General features: G+C 65.8%; 12 protein-coding genes. 10 read left to right on the top strand and 2 right to left on the bottom strand.

Annotation, left to right across the window (positions count from 1 at the left end; all coding sequences use genetic code 11):
• From DUPY_RS01610 to DUPY_RS01575, 8 genes are all read left to right on the top strand, one after another.
• On the top strand, positions 1-3,597 hold the full coding sequence (locus DUPY_RS01610) for a M1 family aminopeptidase (RefSeq protein ID WP_070245971.1): 3,597 nt from the start codon (positions 1-3) through the stop codon (positions 3,595-3,597).
• Positions 3,590-4,690 (top strand): DUF5694 domain-containing protein, encoded by a 1,101-nt coding sequence (locus DUPY_RS01605; RefSeq protein WP_084640495.1) that lies wholly within the window; start codon positions 3,590-3,592, stop codon positions 4,688-4,690. The genes DUPY_RS01610 and DUPY_RS01605 overlap by 8 nt, the downstream gene beginning before the upstream one ends.
• Positions 4,691-4,708: 18 nt before the next feature.
• Entirely contained in the window at positions 4,709-4,957 is a 249-nt protein-coding gene (locus DUPY_RS01600; RefSeq protein ID WP_070245969.1) for a DUF1272 domain-containing protein, read from the top strand.
• 66 nt (positions 4,958-5,023) lie between these two features.
• Positions 5,024-6,073: a MerR family transcriptional regulator gene (locus DUPY_RS01595; RefSeq protein ID WP_070245968.1), complete on the top strand. Its 1,050-nt coding sequence runs from the start codon at positions 5,024-5,026 to the stop codon at positions 6,071-6,073.
• 31 nt (positions 6,074-6,104) lie between these two features.
• The gene (locus DUPY_RS01590; RefSeq protein WP_070245967.1) at positions 6,105-6,776 is read left to right on the top strand and encodes an ABC transporter ATP-binding protein; all 672 of its coding nucleotides are present in this window, start codon (positions 6,105-6,107) and stop codon (positions 6,774-6,776) included.
• Positions 6,773-8,878 carry an HlyD family secretion protein gene (locus DUPY_RS01585; RefSeq protein WP_229255206.1) on the top strand — a complete coding sequence of 702 codons (2,106 nt, stop codon included), beginning with the start codon at positions 6,773-6,775 and terminating at the stop codon, positions 8,876-8,878. The genes DUPY_RS01590 and DUPY_RS01585 overlap by 4 nt, the downstream gene beginning before the upstream one ends.
• Positions 8,875-10,098, top strand: coding sequence for an efflux RND transporter periplasmic adaptor subunit (locus DUPY_RS01580; protein ID WP_070245966.1), 1,224 nt, complete (start codon positions 8,875-8,877; stop codon positions 10,096-10,098). Before DUPY_RS01585 ends, DUPY_RS01580 begins: the two co-directional genes overlap by 4 nt.
• Positions 10,095-11,330, top strand: a complete 1,236-nt coding sequence (locus tag DUPY_RS01575; protein WP_070245965.1) for an ABC transporter permease — start codon at positions 10,095-10,097, stop codon at positions 11,328-11,330. Before DUPY_RS01580 ends, DUPY_RS01575 begins: the two co-directional genes overlap by 4 nt.
• Before the next feature lie 26 nt (positions 11,331-11,356).
• On the opposite strand, the gene hemB is transcribed toward DUPY_RS01575, so the two are convergent.
• Positions 11,357-12,373, bottom strand: a complete 1,017-nt coding sequence (hemB, locus tag DUPY_RS01570) for a porphobilinogen synthase (protein ID WP_070245964.1) — start codon at positions 12,371-12,373, stop codon at positions 11,357-11,359.
• A gap of 22 nt (positions 12,374-12,395) precedes the next feature.
• Positions 12,396-13,157 carry a ribosome biogenesis GTP-binding protein YihA/YsxC gene (yihA, locus tag DUPY_RS01565; protein ID WP_070245963.1) on the bottom strand — a complete coding sequence of 254 codons (762 nt, stop codon included), beginning with the start codon at positions 13,155-13,157 and terminating at the stop codon, positions 12,396-12,398.
• Between the two features lie 155 nt (positions 13,158-13,312).
• Between yihA and DUPY_RS01560 the strand changes: the two genes are divergently transcribed.
• Both DUPY_RS01560 and DUPY_RS01555 read left to right on the top strand, forming a co-directional pair.
• Entirely contained in the window at positions 13,313-13,999 is a 687-nt protein-coding gene (locus tag DUPY_RS01560) for a c-type cytochrome (RefSeq protein WP_070245962.1), read from the top strand.
• A gap of 120 nt (positions 14,000-14,119) precedes the next feature.
• Positions 14,120-16,213 carry a cytochrome c biogenesis protein ResB gene (locus DUPY_RS01555; protein ID WP_070245961.1) on the top strand — a complete coding sequence of 698 codons (2,094 nt, stop codon included), beginning with the start codon at positions 14,120-14,122 and terminating at the stop codon, positions 16,211-16,213.
• Positions 16,214-16,236: the final 23 nt, after the last annotated feature.

Below are 16,236 nucleotides of genomic sequence, written 5' to 3'. Positions count from 1 at the left end.
ATGCTGATGGAATTCTTCAAGTTCGACCTGCGCTACCAGTTGCGCCAGCCGCTGCTGTGGGTCACCGCCTTCGTGCTGGGCCTGATGGCCTTCGGCGCCACCACCAGCGACGCCGTGGTGGTGGGCGGCGCGATCGGCAACGTCCACCGCAACGCGCCGGTGGTGGTGGTGCAGCTGCTGGGCGCCTTTACCGTGCTGTCGATGCTCACGGTGACCATCTTTATCGCCGGCGCCGTGCTGCGCGATACCGAGGTGGGCATCTCCGACATGTTGTTCGCCACGCCGATGCGCAAGTACCAGTACCTGGTCGGACGCTTCCTGGCCGGCCTGGCAGCGTGCCTGGCGATGTTCGTGGTGATCGCACTGGGCACGGTGATCGGTCCGATGATGCCGTGGGTGGACGCGGTGCGCGTGGGCCCGGTGCCGTTGCACGCCTACCTGTGGGCGTTCGCCTGGCTGGTGATCCCCAACCTGGTGTTCATCGGTGCGCTCCTGATGCTGCTGGCGGCCACCACCCGCTCGATGATGATGGTGTACCTGGGCGTGCTGGCTTTCTTCGTGCTGTGGGGCGTGGCCGGCGTGTTGACGCGCGATGTCAGCAATGAATGGGTGGCGGTGCTGCTCGATCCGTTCGGCATGCGCGCCTTTGGCCGCGCTACCCGCTACTTCACGTCCGCCGAAGCGAATACCATCGTGCCGCCAGTGGCCGGCTACCTGCTGGCCAACCGCGCGCTGTGGCTGGGCGTGGCGCTGGCCTGCTTTGGCGCCACGCTGGTGCTGTTCAAGCCGCAGCGCGCCGGCACCGGCCGCCGCTGGTGGGGCCGCAAGCGCAGCACCGCAGCCGCAGCCGCAGCCGCAGCCGTGCCTGTGCTGCCCGCCACCACCGTCCTGCCGGCGATTGTGCCGCGCTTCGGGCCGGGCACCGCCTGGCAGCAATGCTGGCACATCCTGCGCTTCGACGCCGCGGCCGTGTTCAAGAGCGTGCCGTTCCTGGTGATGCTGATCTTCGGCATGGCCAATTTTATCGGCGCCGCCAGCCAGGGCAGCAAGATGTTCGGCACCGCCATTTACCCGGTGACGTACATGATGCTCGAGACCCTGCAAGGCAGCTTCAGTTTCCTGCTGATCATCGTGCTGACCTTCTACGCCGGTGAGCTGATCTTCCGCGACCGCCAGTTCAAGGTGGCCGACGTGAGCGATGCGCTGCCGGTGCCCGACTGGGCCCCGCTGGTGGCCAAGAGCCTGGCGCTGGTGGGCGTGGTGTTCGGCTTTTTGCTGGTCGGTGCGCTGACGGCGATGTGCGTCCAGCTGCTCAAGGGCGGCGTGCCGGTGGAGCCGGGCCTGTACCTGCAGGCGCTGCTGCTCGACTCGGCCAGCTTCGTGATGCTCGGCTTGCTGGCGCTGGTGTTGCAGGTGCTGGTCAACAACAAGTTCATCGGTTACCTGGCGATCGTCCTCTACATGGTGGCGCAACTGGTGCTGGGCGCGCTGCATTTCGACCACAACCTCTACAACTTCGCTTCGCTGCCGCAACTCAAGTATTCCGACATGAACGGTTACGGCCACTTCCTGCTGGGCTGGTCGTGGTTCGCCGTGTACTGGGGCTGCGCCACGCTGGCGCTGCTGGCGGTGGCGCAGGCGTTCTGGGTGCGTGGCCTGGTACTGCCGTGGCGCCGCCGCGTGCGCGCCGCAGGCAGCCGCCTGCGCGGGCCGTCCGGCGTGCTGCTGGCGCTGTGCCTGGCCGGCTTTGCCGGCACCGGCGCCTGGATCTTCCACAACACCAATCAGCTCAACCGCTACCAGCCTGGCAATGTGCGCATGGACGAGCAGGCCCGTTACGAAAAATCGTACCGTCGCTACAAGGACCTGCCGCAGCCGCGCGTGACCGACGTGCGCGCCGATGTCGATATCTATCCGGACCAGCGCCGCGTGATCGTGCGCGGTCATTACCGCATGGAAAACAAGAGCGGCGCGCCGCTGGCCGAGCTGCGCCTGCAACTGAACCCGGACGTGACCACGCGCTTTGCCAACCTGCCCGCGCACACGGTCGTCAGCGACGACCAGGCGCTGGGCTTTCGCGTGCTGCGCCTGGCGCAGCCGATCGCCGCCGGCGCCCAGCTCGAGCTCGACTTCACGGTCGACGTCCATCCCGAAGGGTTCACCAACCAGGGCGCGCCCGATGGCATCAACCTGAAAGGCACTTTCTTCAACAACGGCGCCTTCTTCCCGCGCTTTGGCTACCAGCCGGACATGGAGCTCAAGGACCGCAACGAGCGCCGCAAGCGCGGACTGGGCGAGCCGCAGCGCATGGCCAGGCTGGAAGATGAAAAAGCGCGCGCCAACAACGTCTTCGGCGACACCGACTGGATCAACTTCGAGACCACCGTCTCCACGTCCTCCGACCAGATCGCGATGGCGCCCGGCTACCTGCAAAACAGCTGGGAAAAGGATGGCCGCCGCTATTTCCATTACAAGATGGACCGGCCGATGGTGGGCTTCTTTGCCTACCTGTCGGCGCGCTGGAACGTCAAAAAGGGCGAATGGCGCGGCTTGCCGATCGAGGTGTATTACGATGCCAGGCACGGCTACAACGTCGATCGCATGATCACCTCGACGCAAAAGTCGCTCGACTACTTTGTCGCCAACTTCACGCCGTACCAGTTCCGCCAGGTGCGCATCCTCGAGTTCCCGAGGTACCAGAGCTTTGCCCAGTCGTTTGCCAACACCATCCCGTATTCGGAAGGCATCGGCTTTATCGCCGACCTGCGCGACAGGGACAATATCGACTACGTGTTCTACGTGACCGCGCACGAGATGGCGCACCAGTGGTGGGGCCACCAGGTGGTGGGCGCCAATGTGCAGGGCGCGTCGATGCTGATCGAATCGCTGGCGCAGTACTCGGCGCTGATGGTGATGGAGAAGGAATACGGCCGCAACAAGCTGCGCCGCTTCCTGCGCTTCGAACTCGACGCCTACTTGCGCGGCCGTGGCGGCGAAGTGATCGAGGAGCTGCCGCTGTACCGCGTGGAAAACCAGGACTACATCCACTACCGCAAGGGCAGCCTGGTGTTTTACCGCCTGCGCGACGAGATCGGCGAAGACGCGGTCAACCGCGCGCTCAAGCGCTTCCTGCAGGACAAGGGCTACCAGCAGGCGCCGTACACCACCAGCCGCGAATTGCTCGAGTATTTGCGCGCCGAAGCGCCGCAGGACAAGCAGGCCCTGATCACCGACCTGTTCGAAAAGATCGTCCTGTACGACAACCGCGTGACCGAGGCGAGCGCCAAAAAGCGCCCGGACGGCCAGTGGGACGTCACCCTGAAACTGCACCTGGCCAAGCTGGAAGCGGACGGCAAGGGCAAGGAAACGCCGCGCGCCTACGACGAGCCGGTGGAAATCGGCATCTTCGCCCGTGCCCCGGGCGCCAAGGAGGCCGACGAAAAAGTGCTGTACCTGGAAAAACGCCTGCTGCGCGGCAGCGACCCGGTCTTGACGGTGACGGTCAAGGACAAGCCGTTCGAGGTGGGCATCGATCCGTACAACAAGATGATCGACCGCGTGCCGGGCGATAACCGCAAGGAGGTGGGCAATGAATAGGACGCTGGTGCGCAGGTTGATGGCGGGACTGGTTGCAGCGGTGGTGACGCAGGGGGCAGCACTGGCCGCCGAACCGCCCAAGCCGCAGTTCGATCCTTCAACCCTCAAGCTGGCGCGGGGGCAGATCAACCAGGTGATGGTGCTGGGTTCGCCGCATTTTTCGCAGCTGCCCAAGCCGTTCGATGCCACGACCTTGCAGGTGCTCAACGCGCGGCTGGCGGCGTGGCGGCCGCAGGCAATCGCCATCGAGCATCTGTCTGGCGTGCAGTGCGCGATGATGCAGCGCTACCCGCAGCGTTACGCCGATAGCGTCAAGACCTATTGTCGCGATACCTCGGCAGCCCAGGCGGCGACCGGTCTCGATGTGTTCGAGGCCACCGACCGGGCCGAGCGTCTGCTGGCCGCCTGGCCGGCCGCTCCCACCACCGGCCAGCGGCGCGAACTGGCAGCGCTGTTCCTGGCCGCCGGCGAGCCCGGTTCGGCCCTGGTGCAGTGGCTGCGCCTGCCGGTGACTGAGCGGCACGCTGGCGACAGCCTTGATGCCGCGCTGGTGGAAACCATCAACAAGCTGATGGTGCGGCCCGACGAGAGCTACCTGGTCGCCGCGCAGGTAGCCGCACGGGTGGGACTCGAGCGGCTGTACGCAATGGACGACCACACGGCCGACAGACCGGAACCATCCGCAGCAGAACAGAAGGCGGCCGGTGCGGCCATCATGGCCGCTTGGGACAACCCGGCCACCGCCCAGCGCAGCCGCAACGACAAGGTCCTGCAAAGCCGGATCGGCACGTCCGCCGGCGTGCTGGCGATGTACCGGGCGTACAACGACCCCAGCGAACCGGCGCTGGTCTTCAAGAGCGACTTCGGCGCGGCGCTGGAAGAGCCATCGCCCCGGCACTACGGCCGTGGTTACGTGGCCTACTGGGAGACGCGCAACCTGCGCATGGCGTCCAATATCCGCGACGCCATGAGTCCGCCCGGCCTGCGCATGCTGGTGGTCGTGGGCGCATCGCACAAGTTTTATCTTGAAGCGTATCTGAACCAGATGCATGATGTGCGTATCGTCGGTACCGATGTGGTACTGCACAACTGACCTTGAGGAGACTACGCCATGCTGCAACTGCGACCCAGCTGCGAATGCTGCGACACCGACCTGCCGCCCGAGTCCACCGAGGCGCGCATCTGCTCGTTCGAATGCACGTTCTGCGCACCGTGCGCCACGTCGAAACTGGCGGGCAAGTGCCCGAACTGCGGCGGCGAACTGGTGGCGCGGCCACGGCGCCCGCTGGCCAAGCTGGTCAACAATCCCGCTTCCACCGAGCGCATCTTCAAACCGGCCGGTTGCGCCGAGTTCGTATAAAGTCCTTGACCCTCACGCAACGTCAGGCGCCAACCTGTCTGTACGCACAAAGACGGGAGCTTGACGATGTTGTTGAAAATAGGTGAACTGGCCAAACGCACGGGGTTGACGGTGCGCACGCTCCACCATTACGACGCCATCGGCCTGCTCCAGCCTTCCGCGCGCACCGATGCCGGCTACCGGCTCTACAACCGAACCGACATCGCCCGGCTGCATCACATCCAGGCGCTGCGCAAGTTCGGCTTGTCGCTGGCCGACATCGGTGCTTCCCTGGACAGACCGGACCTGCCGCTTGCCGACGTGGTTGCCCAGCAGATTACCGTGCTGACGCGACAGATCGACCAGGCCGCCACCTTGCGTGCGCGCCTGGTGGCGATGCACGAGCAACTGGCGCAGCAGCAGGAACCCGGACTGGCCGATTGGCTGACCACTCTGGAGCTCATGACCATGTACGATCGATACTTTACCCCCGAAGAACTCAAGCAACTGCCGCTGTACAACCCCGCCAACGCCGTCAAGGCCGAGTGGACCACGCTGGTGGCCGCCGTGCGTGCGCTGATGGCGTCTGGCGCCGGACCGGACCACCCGCAGGCACAGGCCTATGCCCGCCAGTGGATGGCAATGGTGGTGCGCGACACCGGCGCCAACCCGGCCCTGTTCGCCAAGCTCAACACGATGCACGAGCGCGAAGCACTGGTGCAGGACGACACCGGCATCACGCCGGCAGTCATGCAGTTCGTGATTGCCGCCTCCGGCCAGCGCAAGCTGGCGCTGTACCGCAAATACCTGGACGACGACGAGTTTGCCTTCTTGCGCGACAACATCGGCAAGCGCGCGTCCGAATGGCCGCCGCTGGTGGCGCAGGTGCAAACTGCGATGGATGAGGGCAGGGCGCCCGAGTCGCCCGAGGTGCAGGCGCTGGCGCGCCACTGGTTCGACCTGTTCCGCTCGTTCGCGGGCGACAGCCCGGCCACCCAGCACAAGGTGCGGCAGGCGCTGGTGAACGAACCGGGGCTGACCGACGACGGCTTCGTCACGCCGGCGCTGCGCGACTTCATGCGGACGGCGATGGCGGCTGCAGCGGCGGTTACCAATTGGACCAAGTTAAGTAATTGACAAAACCTGAAGGCGCCCGGATACTTGTTCAATGATAGAGCTGAGCAACATTCGCAAAACTTACCACCAGGGCGGCAACGCCATCCACGCGCTCGATGGCATCGACCTGCGCGTGGCGCCCGGTGAATTTGTCGCCATCATGGGGCCGTCCGGCTCCGGCAAATCGACGTTGCTGAACGTGCTCGGTGCGCTGGACCGGCCCGATACCGGCCGCTACCGGCTGGCCGAGGACGAAGTCTCCGCGCTCGACGACGATGCCGCGTCCGACGTGCGTAACCGCCGCATCGGCTTCGTGTTCCAGTCGTTCCACTTGCTGCCGCGTTTGAGCGTGCTGGAAAATGTGCTGCTGCCGCAGCGCTATGCGCGCCAACCTGACCCGGGTGCGGCAGCGCGCGCGGTGGCGCTGCTCGAACGCATCGGCCTCGGGCAGCGCACCGGCTATTTGCCGGGCCAGTTGTCGGGCGGCCAGTTGCAGCGCGCGGCCATCGCCCGGGCCTTGTTGAACCAGCCGGCGCTGCTGCTGGCCGATGAGCCGACCGGCAATCTCGATTCGCGCAGCGCGGCCGATGTGCTGGCCCTGCTGCACGAACTGCACGCCGGCGGGCAGACCGTGGTGCTGGTGACCCACGATCCGGCGATCGCCGCCGGCGCCCAGCGCACCATTCATTTACGCGACGGCCGCATTGCCGGGGACGCCGCGTGAGGTTCGCCACGCTGAAGTTCACCATGCTCAGGCGCGCCAGGCTGACGCGCACCACGCTGGCGCTCTCGGGCGCCGGTTTGCTGGCGCTGGTCATCGCTGCCGGCCTGAAACTGGGGCGGGCCGACGCGGCCAGCCCTCCGGCCCCGGCCCCGGCGCCAGCGCCAGCGAGCCGGCCCGACACTGCCAGCCGTGGCCAAGACACCGCGCCGCGACCGGTACTGCTGACCGGCGAAGTCGAGGCGCTCGACTCACAAACCATCCTGGTGCCGCCGTCGAACTCGTCGCCGCTGGTGCTGCGCAACTTCGTCGCCGAAGGCAGCCAGGTCAAGACCGGTGACCTGGTGCTGCGCATCGAGACCGGCGATGCCGCCAATATCGAGCGCTATAAAACCGAACTGGAGCAGGCGCGCGCCCGCGCCGAGGGCGAAATCGCCAACCTGGACGTTGCGGTGGTGGAGACCGGCAAAGCGCTGGTCAGCGCCCAGGCCGCGCTGGACAAGGCCAGGCTCGATGCGGCGCTGCCCAAGGTGCAGATCTCGGCACTCGATTACGACCGCCACCAGGCCGAACTGGATCGTGCCACGCGCGACCTGGCCATCAAGCGCGACGCCGATGCCAGCGCGCGCGCGGCGGTGGATCGCCGCCGCGAAGACGGCGCGCTGGAAATCAAGAAGCTGCAAATCAACCTGGCGTTCCAGATTGCCCTGCTGGCGCAGGCGGAAGTGCGCGCGCAGCGCGACGGCGTGGTGGTGCATGGCTATAGCCCATGGATGGGCACGCGTTTCGAGGAAGGGTCGTCGGCCTGGCCCGGCAACGCCGCCGGCGTCGTGCTGGGGAGTGGCGAGATGGTGGTGACCGCGTGGGCACTGGAAGCGGACCGGCCCTACCTGGCCGAGGGCCAGGCGGTCGATCTGCAGTTCGACGCCTTGCCGGCGACCTTTACCCGTGCGGTGGCGGGGGTGATCAAGTCCATCACCAGCGCGCCGGAAGCACGCGCCAGCTGGGGCCGGGGCCGCTACTTCCGGGTCAAGATCGGCTTGCCCGCCGGCCATGCACTGGCGCTGGTGCCGGGCATGAGCGTGCAGGTAGCACCGCGCCTGCCCAGGGCGGGTGCTTCAAACCAGGCTGCAGCGCAACCTGCAGCGCCGACGCCAATGGCCGGCGAGGCGCTGGCCGTCGAGGGCGAAATCGCCTCGCGCAGCGCGCTGCCGGTAGCACCGCCCAGCATTCCCTACATCTGGCAATACAAGCTGGCGCGACTCGCGCCGGAAGGCACGCTGCTCGAAGCCGGCCAGCCGATCGCCGAGTTCGAGTCGAACGACGTCACGACCAGGCTGGTCACGCAACAGGGCGCGCTGCAGGAAAAACTGCGGGCACTCGACAAGCTCAAGCTGGACCAGGCCGAGGCCGACCGGGCCGGCGAACTGGCGGTGGCCGAGGCGCGCAGCAATGCCGACAAGGCCGACCGCAAGGCCACCATGCCGAAGGAATTGATACGGCGCGTCGATTACGACAAGCTGGTGATCGACCGCGTGGAGAAAAACCGCCTGGCCACGCTGGCAGTGACCCAGCAGCAGGCCCAGATCCGCGCCCGCCACGCCGAGCGCACCGGGCTGCAAGCGGAGATCGCCCAATTGCAGGCGCAGCTTGCCGCGCTGGTCAAGGGCAAGGCAGCGCTGGCCGTGCTGGCGCCGCGCAAGGGCATGGTGGTGTACCGCACCAGCTTCGACGGCCAAAAATTCAGCGCTGGCAGCCAGGTATGGATGGGCCTGTCAGTCGCCACGCTGGCCGACCCCGAGCAGTTGTACGTGGCCGCCAGTGTGCCCGAAGCGCAGTCCTCGCGGGTGCGCCTGGGCCAGGCGGCGCGCGTGACGGTCCCCGGCAGCAACCAGACGCTCGATGCGCGGGTGGTGGCGCTCGGGCGCGCGTTCCATGGCAAATCGAGCGCGCAGGCCCTGGTGGTGCGCGATGTCGAATTGCAGTTCGAGGGCAAACCGGCCGGACTTAAACCCGGCGCGGCAGTGCAGGCGGTGCTGGTGGCCGACACCGCGCGGACCGTGCCGCCCGTAGCGTCGCAACCAGGAAAAACCAGCCAACCATGACCATGCACGTATTCAAACCCGCTGCGATGGCAGCGGTGGCCATGATGGCTGCTTTGGCCGGCTGCAACGTTGACCCGTCGGCGGGCAGTGTGGCCGCGGAAACGCTGGCGCCGCGCGCCTGGCTCGAAACCCTGGCGGTCGATGGCGAAATCAAGGCTGCCGCCAGCACCGCGCTCAACGTGCCCGGCAACGGCTGGAGCCGCCGCGTGCTGGTGGACATGGTGGCCGACGGCAGCAGCGTGCAAAAAGGCCAGGTGGTGGCGCGCTTCGATGCCCCGCAGTCGCGCATGGAGCTGTCGCAGGCCGAACTGGAATTGCTGCGCAAGGCGCTGGCCGAGCAGGCCAGTGCCAGCAACGCTGCCGTCGAGCGCGACAAGCTGGCTGGCGACCGCGCCAAGGTCGAAGACGACCTCGGACTGAGCCGCCGCTATGCCAGCGTCGACCTGAGTATTTTCGCGCGCAACACCGTCCTCGACGCGCTGGCCGATGTCGGCTTTTTGAGCACCAAGCGCAGCTACCTGGACTGGAAAGAAGGCCAGTCGCAGGCGCGCACCGCCGCCCAGGACGCGGTGCTGCATTCGCAGCGCGACAGCGTGGTGCAGACCGCCAGGCAAAAACGCGACAGCCTGGCCGCGCTGGAACTGGTGGCGCCGCATGACGGCATCTTCCTGCTGGCTGCCAAGTGGGACGGCACCAAGCCCCAGATCGGCGCCAGCCAGTCGGCCGGCCAGGAGTTCGGCAGCCTGCCCGACCTCGACCAACTGGTGGCCCACTTCAGCGTGGCCGAAGGCGAGGCGTTCGGCCTGCGCACCGGCTTGCCGGTACGGGTGCGCCTGGCCGGCACCGGTACCGAGCTGACCCTGACGGTCACGCGGGTGGGCAGCAGCGCCAGTACCACGTCGCAGGAGTCGCCGGTCAAGTACAGCGATTTCGACGCCGCCATCGACACCGCCACCGCGCGCAAGCTCGGCCTCAAGCCCGGCCAGGCGTTGCGCGGCACGGTGCAACTGGTGGCGCGCAGCACCGCGCTGACGGTGCCCAATATCGCCGTGGTGCAGGATGGCGCCGGCCATGCCGTCTACACCGAAGAACATGGACGCCCAGTCCTGCACAAGGTGGAACTGGGCCAGCGCGGTCCCGTGCGCAGCGAACTGAAGAGCGGCATCGCGGCCGGCGCACGCATCGTGTTGCTGCCGCCGGCCGCCACGGAGAAATCATGAACCTGGCCCTGTTGCACGAAGCGCTAACCGAACTGGGGCGGCGCAAGCTGCGTACCGGCCTGACCTTGCTGGGCATGGTGTTCGGCGTGGGTGCGATTGTCGCCATGCTGGCGGTGGGCGAGGGCAGCAAGCGCGAAGCATTGCGGCTGGTGGCCGAGCTGGGGCTCGACAATGTCCTGCTCGAAAGCAAGGCTATCGATCCCGAGCAGCTCAAGGAGTTGCGCACCCGTTCGCTGGGCCTGTCGGCAGCCGATGGCGCGGCGGCCCTGTCGGTGGTGCCGGGCGCGGTGTCGGTCGCGCTGAAAAAAGAAATCAAGGTCGATCAGCTGGTGCTCGACCAGCGCGTGGTGCCGGCGCGCGCCTACGCCGTCTCGCCCGACTACGCCGCGCACGGCGGCCTGCAACTGGCTGCCGGGCGCTGGCTGACGCCTGCCGACAGCGCCACCCTGGCGCCGGTCTGCGTGATTGGCGCGCGGCTGGCGCGCACGCTGTTCGGCGCTGCGCCGGCGCTGGGCCGTCGCGTCAAGCTCAACCATGTATGGCTGGAAGTGGTGGGCGTGCTGCAAGACCGCGCGCAAAGCAAGTCCGACTTCGAGGGCATCAAGCTCGGGCTCGACGACGAGCGCCTGTTCGTGGCCTGGGAGACCGGGCGTGCCCGGTTCAGCTTCAAGGCCATCGAGGACGAGGTCGACGGCATCAGCGTGCGGCTCGACGGCAAGGTAGCGCCGGACCAGGCCGCTCGCGTGTTGCAGGCATTGATCGCCCGCCGCCACGGTGGCGCCGACGACACCAACCTGATCGTGCCGATGGGCTTGTACCGCCAGAACCAGCAGACCCAGCGTATCTTCGCCATCGTCATGAGTTCGATTGCGGCGGTGTCGCTGCTGGTGGGCGGGATCGGCATCATGAACATCATGCTGGCCAATGTGCTCGAGCGGCGCCGCGAAGTGGGGCTGAAGCGGGCGCTGGGCGCCCGGCGCCGGGACGTGGTCGAGCAGTTCCTGGCCGAAGCGCTGGTGATCGCCGTCAGCGGCGCGCTGCTGGGCGTGGTGCTCGGCGCCGTGGCCGCGTACAGCATCGCCGCGTTGGCCGGCTGGTCGGTGGCGTGGTCACCGCTGAGCCTGGTGGCGGCAGTGCTGCTATGCGTGGCGGTGGGCCTGGCCTTCGGCGTGTTCCCGGCGCGCCAGGCAGCGGCGCTTGATCCGATCGCTGCGTTGCGCAGCGATGGCTGACCGACAGTGCCTGCGCCTGCGCTGGCTTATTTGGCCGCCTTGAGCAGGCGCGCGATATCGAGTGCGAAATAGGTCAGCACGGCGTCGGCGCCGGCGCGCTTGAACGCCATCATCGACTCCATCATCACCTTGTCGTGGTCGAGCCAGCCGTTCTGGGCGGCGGCCTTGAGCATCGCGTATTCGCCGCTGACCTGGTAGGCAAACGTGGGCACCTTGAATTCGTCCTTCACGCGGCGCACGATGTCGAGGTACGGCATGCCCGGCTTGACCATCACCATGTCGGCGCCTTCGGCCAGGTCGAGCGCCACTTCGCGCAGTGCTTCGTCGCTGTTGGCCGGGTCCATCTGGTACTGGTTCTTGTCGCCCTTGCCCAGGTTGGCAGCCGAGCCGACCGCATCGCGGAACGGGCCGTAGAAGGCCGAGGCGTACTTGGCCGAGTAAGCCATGATGCGGGTGTGGATGTGGCCGTGTTCTTCCAGTGCGGCGCGGATGGCGGCGATGCGACCGTCCATCATGTCCGACGGCGCCACCACGTCGGCGCCGGCCTCGGCGTGGCACAGCGCCTGCTTGACCAGCGCGGTGGTGGTGATGTCGTTGATCACGTAGCCGTGCTCGTCGATGATGCCGTCCTGGCCGTGCACCGTGTACGGGTCGAGCGCGACGTCGGTGAGGATGCCCAGTTCCGGGAACGCCTGCTTGAGGGCGCGGATCGCGCGCGGCACCAGGCCGTCCGGGTTGTGCGCCTCGGCGCCGTCGAGCGACTTGCCCGACGCCTCGATCACCGGGAACAACGCCATTACCGGGATGCCCAGCTCCACGCAATCCTGCGCCACTTTCAGCAGCAAGTCCACCGACACCCGCTCCACGCCCGGCATCGACGCCACGGCTTCGCGCTGCTGCGTGCCTTCGAGGATGAACACCGGGTAGATCAGGTCGGCGGCGGTGATGACATTCTCGCGCATCAGCGCGCGCGAAAACGGATCGCGGCGCATGCGGCGCAGGCGCAGGGCCGGGAACGAGGAGGGGGCGTGAGGCGTATGCATCTTGTTACTTCCTTATTGAACGTTACTTGGCTTCTTTGACTTCGTCATCGTCATCTTCAGCGTCATCGGCGATGTCGATCTGTTCGACCTGGGCGGCAATCTGCGCAGCGGCGTCGTCGTCGGCGCTGACGCCGGCCAGTTCCAGGATCTTGTCGTTGGCTTCGTCGATGCCCACGCGCTTGAGCGCGGAGAACAGTTGCACGGTGAACGGGAAGCCTTCGCCGTCTTCATCGACATAGCTGTCGAGACGGGCGCGCGCCTGGCGCAGCACGTTGACCGATTCGTTGCGGTTGAGCTTGTCGACCTTGGTCAGGATGCAGTGGATCGGCTTGCCGGTGGGGGCAAACCATTCGAGCATCTGGATGTCGAGGTCGGTGAACGGGCGGCGCGAGTCCATGATCAGGATCAGGGCAGCGAGCTGTTCGCGGCGCTGGACGTAGTCGCCCAGCAGGCGCTGCCAGTGCAGCTTGGCCGAGCCCGACACTTCGGCGTAGCCGTAGCCGGGCAAGTCGACCAGCAGGCATTCGATCTCTTCGACGATGGTCGGGTCCTTGCGGTGCTGGGCCACGTGGGCGCCGCCGATCGAGAAATAATTGATGTGCTGGGTGCGGCCCGGGGTCTTGGATGCGAACGCCAAACCCTTCTGGTTGCACAGGATATTGATGGCGGTCGATTTGCCGGCGTTGGACCGACCGGCAAAGGCAATCTCCGGCACCGTGGTGTCGGGGAGATCGCGCAGTTGGTTTACGGTCGTAAAGAAGCGGGCTTGCCAGAGTTTAGACATGAGATAACGTAAGATGGGGGAAAATGCAACAAAGTGGGGCGGTTAGGCAGGTAAGCTATTGTACAATGCCTAGTCACGGAATGTTGCCAGGCATTCGAGAATGCCACGCCTTCATTCGGACGTAAAACTTTATAGACTCCTTCCAAGGTGCTTGAATGAAACGTGCGTTTTCTCCTTTGCTGAAACCCCTGCTCATCGCCGCCATCGCCTTTTCCGCTGCCAGCGGATACGCCCAAGATAAAGCTTCCGCCGCACCTGCTGCACCTGCGGCCCCCGCCAAGGTCGATCCCGCCAAGGGCGGCGTCCTGTACGTGGAAGGGGACGCCGCGCGCGGGCTGCCGGCCTGCGTGTCTTGCCACGGCGCCAATGGCAACTCGACCATTGCGGTCAATCCCAAGCTGTCGGCGCAAAGCCAGAGCTACCTGTACAAGCAGCTGGTCAACTTCACCACCGACGCCCGCAACCAGCCGGTGATGTCGCTGTACGCCAAGATGCTCACCGACGCCGACAAGCACAACGTGGCGGCCTGGCTGGCCACGCAGCCGGCCAAACCGGGTGCGGCCAAGAACCGCGACAGCATCGACCTTGGTAAAAAAATCTACCGCGGCGGCATCGCCGAGAAGAACGTGCCGGCCTGTGCCAGCTGTCATGGCGCCACCGGCGGTGGCATTCCCGCGCTGTACCCGCGCCTGGCCGGCCAGCACCAGGATTACACGGTCGCCCAGCTGGGACTGTTCAAGGGCCATGGCCGCAAGAACAGCCCGGAAATGGCCACCATCGCTGCCCGCATGTCGGATGATGAAATGAAAGCAGTAGCAGACTATGTCGCCGGGCTGAAATAGCGCTGCCTCGTAATTCGCTTGTAAGGGCGTTTTTATACCAATTGGGAGGGCGGCGGCGTGAGCGGGCCGCCCTTTTTATTGGTATGCTGCGCGGTTGCCCCATTTTTTAGATCGCCATGCATGACTAGCACCACCGGTATCCAAATCAAGACCCGCCGCCCCATCATCGGCGAGACGATCGAACTGATGTCGTCGATGCGCTTTGCCATCGCCATGCTGGCGATGATCGCCATTGCCGCCGTGATCGGCACCGTGATGAAGCAGAGCGAGGCCACGTCCAACTACATCAACCAGTTCGGGCCGTTCTGGTTCGAGGTGTTCGACAAGGCCGGCCTCTACGCCGTGTACTCGTCGTGGTGGTTCATGCTCCTGATGACGCTGCTGGTGTCGTCCACCAGCTTGTGTATCGCGCGCAATGCACCGAAGATGGTGCGCGACATGCGCAGCTGGCGCGAGAACGTGCGCGAACAGTCGCTGCTCAACTTCCCGCACCGCATGCACTGGCGCGCACCGCTGGCGCGCGCAGCACTGGCGCAGCAAACCGCCGCCCGCCTGGCCGACAACGGCTACCGCGTGAAAATCGTCGAGCGTGACAACGGCACCTTGCTGGCTGCCAAGCAGGGCGGCGCCAACAAGTTCGGCTACATCTTTGCCCACGCGTCGATCGTGGTGATCTGCGTGGGGGCGCTGTTCGATTCGGACTTGCCTATCCGCTTCCAGGAGTGGGTGCTGGGCAAAACGCCGTTTGCCGGCAGCGGCCTGATCGCCGAAGTGCCGGCCAAGCATCGCCTGAGCACGTCCAACCCCACCTTCCGTGGCAATACCCTGATCCCGGAAGGCTCGAATAGCTCGAGCGCGTTGCTGCAGCGTCCCGACGGCGTGTTGATCCAGGATCTGCCGATCACCATCAACCTGAAAAAATTCACCATCGATTTTTACAGCACCGGCATGCCCAAGCTGTTTGCCAGCGACGTGGAAGTGGTCGATCACGCCACCGGCGAGAAGGTCAACGCCGTCATCGAGGTCAACAAGCCGTTGATCTTCAAGGGCCTGGCGATTTACCAGTCCAGCTTTGAAGACGGCGGCAGCAAGCTCAAGCTCAAGGGCTACCCGATGCTGGGCACCGGCACCCGGAGTTTCGACCTCAATGGCGAGGTGGGCGGCACCACGCCGTTCAGCGACGCCTACACCATCGAATGGTCGGGCTTCCGGCCGTTCAACGTGGAAAACATGAACACCAATAACGACGTGCGCGCGGTCAAGCAGGACAAGAGCCTGCGCGAGCAGTTCTCGGCCAGCCTCGACAAGCACACCGGCTCGGCCGGACGGGGCAGCCTCTCCAACGAACTGAAAAACGTCGGCCCCAGCGTGCAGTACAAGCTGCGCGACAAGACCGGGCAGGCGCGCGAATACCAGAACTACATGCAGCCGATGACGCTCGACGGCGCCGCCGTGTTCCTGGCCGGCGTGCGCGCCAATCCGTCCGATCCGTTCAGCTACCTGCGCATTCCCGCCGACGACGAACACTCGGTGCGCGACTGGATGCGCCTGCGCGCCGCGCTGGCCGACCCGGCCCTGCGCGCGGCAGCCGCCAAACGCTACAGCGAGCGCGCCGCGCCGCAAACCGCCGATGCGGCTGCCGTGCGCGGACATATCGAAGCGTCGTCCGAGAAAAGCCTGAGCCTGTTTGCCGGCGACGGCAAGGTTGGCGGCTTCGTGTCGATTTCACAATTCCTGGAAAAAGTGCCGGTCGAAGGCCAGGAAAAGACCGCCGAAGTGTTCATGAAAATCCTGAACGGCAGCCTGTGGGAGCTGTGGCAGGTCGCACGCGCCAAGGATGGCCTGGCGCCGGTTGCGGCCGACGAAGCCCATGGCCGCTACCTGCTGCTGGCCACCAACGCGCTGTCGGACGCATTCTTCTACGGCGCGCCCGTGTATTTGCAACTGGACGAATTCGTCGAAGTGAAGGCGTCGGTGTTCCAGGTCACGCGCTCACCGGGCAAGAATATCGTGTACTTCGGCTGCGCGCTGCTGGTGCTGGGCGTGTTTTCGATGTTTTATATCCGCGAGCGCCGGCTGTGGGTGTGGATCAAGGACGATACTGAACATTCCGGCGGCGCCGAGGCATTAATGGCCATGAGCACGCAGCGCAAGACGCTCGATTTCGAGCGCGAATTTGTAACACTGAAGGAAAAGTTGCCGCAATCGGCTTAATGTACGATCAGTGCAGCACGGAG

The organism is Duganella phyllosphaerae (assembly GCF_001758785.1).
GTDB classification, from domain to species: domain Bacteria; phylum Pseudomonadota; class Gammaproteobacteria; order Burkholderiales; family Burkholderiaceae_D; genus Rugamonas; species Rugamonas phyllosphaerae.
This window is presented reverse-complemented; position numbering and strand designations above follow the sequence as displayed.

Coding starts and splice junctions, on each gene's coding strand:
- DUPY_RS01605 (WP_084640495.1), top strand. CDS start 3,590: ATGAATAGGACGCTGGTGCGCAGGTTGATGGCGGGACTGGTTGCAGCG.
- DUPY_RS01580 (WP_070245966.1), top strand. CDS start 8,875: ATGACCATGCACGTATTCAAACCCGCTGCGATGGCAGCGGTGGCCATG.
- DUPY_RS01595 (WP_070245968.1), top strand. CDS start 5,024: ATGTTGTTGAAAATAGGTGAACTGGCCAAACGCACGGGGTTGACGGTG.
- DUPY_RS01560 (WP_070245962.1), top strand. CDS start 13,313: ATGAAACGTGCGTTTTCTCCTTTGCTGAAACCCCTGCTCATCGCCGCC.
- DUPY_RS01575 (WP_070245965.1), top strand. CDS start 10,095: ATGAACCTGGCCCTGTTGCACGAAGCGCTAACCGAACTGGGGCGGCGC.
- hemB (WP_070245964.1), bottom strand. CDS start 12,373: ATGCATACGCCTCACGCCCCCTCCTCGTTCCCGGCCCTGCGCCTGCGC.
- yihA (WP_070245963.1), bottom strand. CDS start 13,157: ATGTCTAAACTCTGGCAAGCCCGCTTCTTTACGACCGTAAACCAACTG.
- DUPY_RS01590 (WP_070245967.1), top strand. CDS start 6,105: ATGATAGAGCTGAGCAACATTCGCAAAACTTACCACCAGGGCGGCAAC.
- DUPY_RS01555 (WP_070245961.1), top strand. CDS start 14,120: ATGACTAGCACCACCGGTATCCAAATCAAGACCCGCCGCCCCATCATC.
- DUPY_RS01600 (WP_070245969.1), top strand. CDS start 4,709: ATGCTGCAACTGCGACCCAGCTGCGAATGCTGCGACACCGACCTGCCG.
- DUPY_RS01610 (WP_070245971.1), top strand. CDS start 1: ATGCTGATGGAATTCTTCAAGTTCGACCTGCGCTACCAGTTGCGCCAG.